The sequence below is a fragment of the Kitasatospora sp. NPDC088264 genome (assembly GCF_040685715.1).
In the GTDB taxonomy this organism is placed as follows: Bacteria; Actinomycetota; Actinomycetes; order Streptomycetales; family Streptomycetaceae; genus Kitasatospora.
Genome location: NZ_JBFBIR010000121.1, coordinates 1 through 7,029, shown reverse-complemented (window position 1 = coordinate 7,029; position 7,029 = coordinate 1). Strand labels below are relative to the sequence as shown.

The window sequence follows — 7,029 nt, the reverse complement described above, 5'->3', positions numbered from 1 at the left end:
CCAGCGCCCCGACCCCGTCCTCCCGCCAGGCCTGGTGCCACTGGTAGGCCGATTTCGCGGTCACCCGCAGCCTGCGGGCAACCTCCCTCGGCGGGACACCTTCGTCGAACAACGCGGCGGCCTCCAGCCGTACCGCCTCTCGACACTGACGTGCCTTCGCCGTCAGCCCGCCCCCATCCGCATAGCGCATACCAACGGCATAGCGCGCAAATGACTGCCAGTCAGCTACACAAACAGGCCAATCACCTTGAAGCGCCGAGGGCAGTAAACGGCGCCGGGATGAGCCCGGCGGGTTCCCGTCTATCGGTCAGGCGGTGTCCGGCATAGAGGCGGCGCGAGTCCGGTCTGCGGCCGCCGCCCCGCAGTCGCCGGTGCTGGGGACCCTGGACCGGCAGCAGAAGGCGGTTTGGGTGACGGCCCCGGGAGACAGCGCCACCTTGTGCTTCCCCTGGAAACCGAGCCGTTCCGCTGCGCCATGGGGTGGTTCACGCCGTGCCCCGCCCGGACCTGTGGGGTCGGCGGTGCTCAGCGGTCGTCGCCGAGTTCCTGGTGCATCTGCGGCTGGTCGTCCTGGTCGTGGGTGAGCGCGAACTTCTGGATCTCGTTGAACGTCTTGGAGGCCATGCCGAGGACGTCCTTGTAGGGGTTGACTCCGGTGGTCTTCTGGACGGAACCGCCGAGGAGCCCGCCGCCCAGGCCGCTGACCACGCCGTGGCCGGCGGCGAGCGGACCGGAGGCGAGGTCGAGGACGCCCTTGGGCACGCCGGCCATGTCGGCGTACTCGTCGGTGAGCGCGTGCCGGACCAGGGCCATGAGCGCGTCGTGCGTGGGGCCGGGGTAGAACTGCTTGTAGAAGTCGACGGCCTGCTGCGTCATGAAGACGCCGTCCTCGGACTTCTTCCACTCGTCGTTGCGCGCCTGGTTCCAGATGCGCGTGACCAGGTCGGCGTCCTTGGGCAGTTGCCACCGCTCGGGAGTGCCGAGGTAGTGGTTGACGTAGTGCCAGGCACACATGAACCCGTGGGCGTCTTCCTTGGAGACGTCGATGCCGAGGTTCTTCATCGCCTCCAGGATCTGCACGCTGAACACGCAGGAGGCGCCGGTGGTGTATTTGATCGACACCGGCTCGCCCCACTTGGCGTAGTCCCACGCGCCGCTCTTCTTGTGCAACTGCCGTACGGAGGCGTGGACCAGGCGGACCTTGGTGACGTTCGCCGCGAGGGTGCCGTCGCGCAGGGCGTTCTTGTTGCCCATGTCGAGGAACAGCCGGGACGACTGCGACAGGCGCCGGCCCGGGCCCTTGACGCCGCCGAGCCGCCCGGTCGAGCGGAGCGTGAACGCGCCGGTGGGGGAGAGGTAGGTACCGATCAGGCCGACGGTGCCCTGGAGCATGGTCACTTCGCCGTGGTGGTGGCCGAAGAAGCCCTCCGCGGCGTCGACGTCCGCCTCCGACCAGTCCGGCGGCGGCGCCGCGGCCTCCCGCAGGAAGTCCGCCAGCCGCTGGGGCAGTTGGGAGAGGTCCTGACCGGGCTTGAGCGTCCCGATGGTGCGGAAGAGGGCGTTGACGCCGTCGATTTCCTTGTGGTCGATCAGATCGGAGACGAGCTGATCGGCCTGCGGGTCACCTGCCTGGCCCGCGGCCTCCAGCTCTTGCGTCGCGTTCTGAGTCGTCAAAGCCACAGAAGGGCTCCTTCCTTCGCTGAGGGGGAAGCCGCCGGTCGGCACGTGCCGGGAACTGTGGTCGACATGGCGTCCCGGGCAGATGGATCAGCGAGCAGCGGCATGCCTCCGACTCTGGCGGAACGTCGTACCTCAGCTGAGCGAAAAAACGTTTCGCCCTCCCTCGAACGAGTGAAGGGCACCACGGTGGACCTGTCCGGCCACGGCACGAGGCGCGGTGGCGGGCCGTCTGTCGTGCTACCGGGACGCCGCCACGACACTGTCCCGCAGCACCTCGATGGCGGGCGTCCACGTGTCCACTCCGTCCAGGGCGTGCAGCCAGTGCCCTGTGGGATTGGTGGACAGCTGCTGGGGCCGGGTGCCGTATCCGGGTCGGGGCTCGTGGCCCGGGGTGTAGTTCTAGGCGTGCTCCCGGTCCCGTCGTCCGCCTATCGCCCTGCGGATCGGCCTGTACCCGGCCGGGCTGTGGGCCGAGATCGCGGCGAACGCTCCGGCGTCCGAGCCCGGGCCCGCCAGGGAAGCCGCCGGGTGAGGGCCTGCCCGGCGACCCGGAAGGTTCGTACACCCCACTACCTTCTCTGGCCATGAACATGGGGGAGTGGCTTGTCGCCGCAGCAACAGTGACCGTCGCGCTCGGGGGAGCAGCGGCCTGCACGTCGAGCGGGGCGCCGACGACGGCCGCCGTGCCCGTGCCTGCCTCGGCGTCGCCTGTTGCGGGCACCCCGGAGTGGGCCGCGAAGTGGCTCGGCGACCCCGAGAGGAGCCGCAATGCCTCCCGGGTCGTCGGCCGCTACGCCCGGCTCGCCATCGTCCAGAGCGGCGGGCGTCAGGGCGATGCGGCTCTGTGCGACGCGGCTTTGTGCGACGCCGAGTGGGCGAAGTTCACCCCGGCCCGGAAGGTGGTGCTGGACCGCGACGGCTTCGGCGAGGGCTGCCAGGTCGCCGCCTAGCTACTGAAGTTGAATTCGTGATGTCGCTCGGATGGGTGAAGCAGTAGCGTTCGCCTGCCGTTGGAGGGTTGGTCCCGGTAGTCGTGTGCTGTGAGGTATGCACAGGGTGGCGGTTTGACCGACGCGGAGAGGGCCGCGCGGGAGCGGATCCGACGGCAGGCCGTGGATCGCTTCGAGGGCGGTGAGAAGAATCGGGACATCGCGGCCGCACTGCGGGTGAGTGTGCGTTCGGTGGAGCGCTGGCGCCGGCAGTGGCGCGAGGACGGCGCGGCAGGAATCGCCTCGAAGGGTTCGCCGGGTCGTCCAAAGCTTTCCGATGCCCAGATCATGAGGCTGGAGCGGGAGTTGGAGCGTGGGCCGCTTGCCCACGGCTGGGACGACCAGCGATGGACCTTGGCTCGGGTGAAGACGCTGATCGGCCGGATGTTCCACGTTTCCTACACCGTGGAGGGCACGTGGGTCCTGCTCAAGCGGCACGGCTGGTCCTGGCAGCAGCCGGCCCGCCGGGCCATCGAGCGTGATGACGCGGCCGTCGAGTTGTGGAAGAAGGAGACGTGGCCGCGGGTAAAAGCGCCGCGGCGGCCCGCGAGGCCTGGCTTGTCTTCGAGGACGAAGCCGGGCAGTCGATGAGGCCGCCGCGCGCCCGGACCTGGGGTCGGGTCGGCTGCACGCCCGTGGTTCGGGTGCGCGGCCGAGGAGGCGGCCGGGTCTCCATGGCGGGGCTGAGCTGCTACAAACCCGGTCAGCGCTCGCGGATGTTCTACAGCTTCCACGTCTACCGGGGCCGCAAAGGTGAGAAGAAGGGCCTGACCTGGCAGGACTACCGGGACCTGCTCATCCGGGCGCACATCCAGCTCAGCGGTCCGATCGTGCTCGTGTGGGACAACCTGCGTGCCCACCTGATGCCGCCGATGCAGGAGTTCATCAAGGCGAGCAAGGACTGGCTGACCGTCTTCCAACTCCCCTCGTACGCTCCCGACCTCAACCCGCAAGAGGGCGTCTGGTCGCTGGTCAAGCGCACCATTGGCAACCTCGCCGCCGCCGACATCGACCAACTCGCCCGAGCCGTCAAGCGCAGCCTGAAGAGACTCCAGTACCGCCTTCACCTCATCGACGGATGCCTCGCCACCACCGGCCTGATCATGGATGGCTGACCAGATCTCAGACCGACATCACGAATTCAACTTCAGTAGTACAGGTCCGAGCTGCGGATCGTCGCCCAGCTGATGCTCCGGCCGCCGCTGGGGTTGACGAAGACGACCTTGAGGCCGCCGAGGGCGGAGACCTGAAGGCTGGCCTTCTGCAAGGAGCTGGACTTGAAGGTGTTGGCGGACCAGCAGAGGCGGCTGTTGGCGTCGTAGACGACGAAGTTCCCGTCGCCTTGCATGATCGCCTTGTAGCCGCAGCCCCAGGTGTTGGCCTGCCACACGGGGTGGACGAGACTTGCCTCCTGGTAGGCCCGGTAGAGGACGAGGTTGCCGTCGTTCTGCAGGATCAGCTGGGTGTCTCCCGCTTCGATGTGGCCGCCGCGGTAGAGGATGCCGGGCTCGTCCATGTCCGCGGTCGGCAGGTCGTAGGCTTGCGCGGTCCCTGCCGACGCCACCGTCCCGACCAGTGCCAGCATGCCGGCCGCCATCCCGAGGGTCATGTGCCGCAGCGTCTTCGTTGTCTTCATTTCCCCGTGTGCCTCTCTCGTCTGTTCGCGCCCGTGAACGCGTGGGGCGCCCTGTGCAGGAAGGATCATGCGCGAAGGCGGTAAACAAACGATCAACGCCCACGTGGACCGGCGTCAGCCGAGGCCGGCCACCGAGCGCGTCGAGCCGGCGTCAGGCGGGGTGTGCGACGGCCGGTAGGGAGTCCGAGCGGCTCGCCGACCTGGGGTGCGAACGCGGCACAACTGTCCGACCGCCGCGTACGACCGGGTGCCGACCAGGGCTTCCGGCGCAGCGATCCGCACCACGTGAAGCACGGCTGGCACCTTCCACGACGGTGCCGCATCAGCCAGGCCCGCAGGCTCCGTCCGTTCGATCGCCGTACCCGGCTGATGAACGGGTGACTTGACGACAGACAGCGACGGGACGGCCCGCTGTTCGTGCTCCCGCACCGGATGGTGGGGTCCGCCCCGTCGGCGCCACGTGGACGACCAGCGTACGGCTACCAACGGGAGGGCGTTCACAGCGCGCCACTGCTTCCCCGATGAGAACAGGAAAGACGTATACGACGGTTGGGGCGGGTGGTTCGCGAACCTGGACTCGGCTGAGGTCAGCCACCGGAACACCACGGTGGACGTGGCGCTCGTGAAGGCCGGCAACACCGACTTCTTCAAGCCGACTGTGTGGCGGGGCGCCAGTACAAACAGTAGCGGCTCCCAAGGACAGACGAAGTCCGCGGTGGTCGGCGCCGACAGTCCGGTGGTGGGCAACATCGTGATCACCTCCGGGGCCAGTTCCGGCGAGCTGGGGGGGATCCAGGTCAAGCGCAAGGTTCTCCAGTACGAGGCCCAGGACGGCAATGGCAACAGCAAGCTGTTCGGGCCTGCGTGGAGCGCCAAGCAGCAGTCGAACGGCCCGGCGGCCGGAAGGGGAGACAGCGGCGGGCCGGTGTTCGTCCCCGCGCCTGAGGGCGTCACGGCGGTCGGGATCATTTCGGCAGGTGACCAGCCGGTCTCCTGCCCCGAAGGGGGCGGCCGGTTCTGCGGGAGCGTCCTGAAGTTCGTCGACATCGCGGACGCGTCGGGCCTGCTCGAGGCACCCATTGAGTACCAGACGTCCGGCGGGGAGGCCGCAGTCCAATTCTCGCCCTCGGTCCGGGATTCCGGCAGCGAGTTGCCGTCCAGCGGCGTCCATGAGGAACTCATGTCGGCGAACAACGGATTCGAAGCGATCTCGAAGGCGGCAGCACCGCCCCGGGTCCCGAGGTCCAGGCCGCCCGGGGCGAAGCGGAGAATCCCAACAACGAATGGGTCTTCTGGGACAAGGGCAACGGGATGTGGCAGATCGAGACGGCCTACGGTGGCGGCATGGTCATCGACCACAACCCGGATACGCACCGGACCCATCTCGCCCACGCCCAGGACGGCAACAACAACCAGCTCTGGTCGTTCCAGGGTGTGGGCGACGGCTGGAACCAGCTCGTGAACGCGGCAGGCGGCTGCCTCACCGCTGACCGGGAGGGCGACGGGCTGGGCGTGTGGGCCTGCAACTCCAACAACGCCGGCCAGAAATGGCGAGTCGGCTGACAGCGTTCGTAGCAGTACGGCTTCAGGGGTGGCGGGCCCGAGATGCCTGCCACCCCAGTGGTGCCTCTCGCGGCCTCGGGTAGGCCCCGGGGCGCCGATCGAGCGGATCTCGGCCCGGCGTACGAGGCAGCGGTCCGCCGCGCCGGGCGCAAGGCTGGTGAGCCTGTCGGCAGGATGCGGTCCCGTGCGGCGGAGGCTGAGGCCGCGAGGCTGAAGTACGAGCGGAAGCGCATGGAACCGCCCGTCCTCGCCTGGCTACAATCCCAACTCGGCACCACTCGGCACCGCCACCCCCGCCGACGACCTCACCAACCGGTACAACCGTCTCGGCGCTGCCCGCGCCGTCGCGACCGAAGTCCTGGCCGAACGCAGCGCTGGGCTGCTCGCCGACCCGCTGCGCCGCGTCGTGGACGGCGTCGTCACCGTGGATCGCGCGGCCAGCTTGACCGGCGTCGAACGTCAACTCGCCCAGCTCCAGACCACCCTGGGACCGGACGAGGCCGCGCCCAGCGACGACACCACCCCCCCACCTGGACACCGGCACCCTCGTACCTGCGCGCCGCAGCCGATGAAGCGCCCCACCGACACCACCACGGACGAGCCGGACGATGCGGACGTTACTGGCGAACTCGACACCGCGTGGCAGCAGTTGGCCGCCGCCCAGGCCGCCGTCCTCGCCGCGCTCACCTCAAAGGGCTGGCGTTAACGCACCACGCGTCGGTGCGGGCCCTGGATGAAGGCCGGCGCGGTCTCGTTCGCCGCTCTCGCGTGAGGCGCGCCGTAGTGGTGTCGCCCATCTCCGGGGCGACCAGAGCGTGCAGGGTGAGGTCGTCCGCCCCCGTACGGCCCTGTGCGTGGGCCGTACGGTTGGGCGGAGCTGTGGGCCGGGTTGCCGGAGGCCGGTCAGGTGTCGGTTGCGGGTTCCTGGCCGCGCGGGGTGCGGCGGAGTTGTTCGTTGAGGCGCAGGGCTTCTTCGAGTTGGTCTTCGAGGATGATGATGCGGCAGGCGGCTTCGATGGGGGTGCCCTGGTTGACGAGGTCGCGGGCGCGCATGGCGATGCGCAGTTGGTAGCGGGAGTAGCGGCGGTGGCCGCCTTCGGAGCGCAGGGGGGTGATGAGGCGGTGTTCGCCGAGGGCGCGTAGGAAGCCGGGGGTGGTGGC

9 protein-coding genes are annotated in these 7,029 nt (G+C 69.1%); 5 read left to right on the top strand and 4 right to left on the bottom strand.

Features of this window, described 5'->3' with window-relative positions:
- Nucleotides 1–190 (bottom strand): helix-turn-helix domain-containing protein (locus AB0O82_RS38330; RefSeq protein ID WP_363589634.1); only part of this gene is annotated, 190 nt, incomplete at its 3' end.
- 335 nt (nucleotides 191–525) lie between these two features.
- Nucleotides 526–1,680: an oxygenase MpaB family protein gene (locus AB0O82_RS38325; RefSeq protein WP_363589632.1), complete on the bottom strand. Its 1,155-nt coding sequence runs from the start codon at nucleotides 1,678–1,680 to the stop codon at nucleotides 526–528.
- 683 nt (nucleotides 1,681–2,363) lie between these two features.
- On the opposite strand from AB0O82_RS38325, the gene AB0O82_RS38320 reads away from it, so the two are divergent.
- The 3 genes from AB0O82_RS38320 (at nucleotide 2,364) to AB0O82_RS38310 (ending at nucleotide 3,784) form a co-directional block, all read left to right on the top strand.
- Nucleotides 2,364–2,630 carry a hypothetical protein gene (locus AB0O82_RS38320; protein WP_363589630.1) on the top strand — a complete coding sequence of 89 codons (267 nt, stop codon included), beginning with the start codon at nucleotides 2,364–2,366 and terminating at the stop codon, nucleotides 2,628–2,630.
- A 90-nt stretch (nucleotides 2,631–2,720) separates the two neighbouring features.
- Nucleotides 2,721–3,260, top strand: coding sequence for a winged helix-turn-helix domain-containing protein (locus tag AB0O82_RS38315; RefSeq protein ID WP_363589629.1), 540 nt, complete (start codon nucleotides 2,721–2,723; stop codon nucleotides 3,258–3,260).
- A complete protein-coding gene (locus AB0O82_RS38310; RefSeq protein WP_363589638.1) occupies nucleotides 3,257–3,784 on the top strand; it encodes a transposase in 528 nt (175 codons plus the stop codon). The genes AB0O82_RS38315 and AB0O82_RS38310 overlap by 4 nt, the downstream gene beginning before the upstream one ends.
- Nucleotides 3,785–3,816: 32 nt before the next feature.
- On the opposite strand, the gene AB0O82_RS38305 is transcribed toward AB0O82_RS38310, so the two are convergent.
- On the bottom strand, nucleotides 3,817–4,305 hold the full coding sequence (locus AB0O82_RS38305; protein ID WP_363589628.1) for a hypothetical protein: 489 nt from the start codon (nucleotides 4,303–4,305) through the stop codon (nucleotides 3,817–3,819).
- Nucleotides 4,306–5,502: 1,197 nt separating this feature from the next.
- On the opposite strand from AB0O82_RS38305, the gene AB0O82_RS38300 reads away from it, so the two are divergent.
- Entirely contained in the window at nucleotides 5,503–5,868 is a 366-nt protein-coding gene (locus tag AB0O82_RS38300; RefSeq protein ID WP_363589636.1) for a ricin-type beta-trefoil lectin domain protein, read from the top strand.
- 442 nt (nucleotides 5,869–6,310) lie between these two features.
- A complete protein-coding gene (locus AB0O82_RS38295; protein ID WP_363589626.1) occupies nucleotides 6,311–6,574 on the top strand; it encodes a hypothetical protein in 264 nt (87 codons plus the stop codon).
- A gap of 197 nt (nucleotides 6,575–6,771) precedes the next feature.
- On the opposite strand, the gene AB0O82_RS38290 is transcribed toward AB0O82_RS38295, so the two are convergent.
- Nucleotides 6,772–7,029 (bottom strand): MerR family transcriptional regulator (locus tag AB0O82_RS38290; RefSeq protein ID WP_363589624.1); only part of this gene is annotated, 258 nt, incomplete at its 5' end.

Bases quoted from the DNA above. Each gene is read 5' to 3' on its own strand.
- AB0O82_RS38310 (WP_363589638.1), top strand. From the start codon at position 3,257: ATGAGGCCGCCGCGCGCCCGGACCTGGGGTCGGGTCGGCTGCACGCCC.
- AB0O82_RS38305 (WP_363589628.1), bottom strand. From the start codon at position 4,305: ATGAAGACAACGAAGACGCTGCGGCACATGACCCTCGGGATGGCGGCC.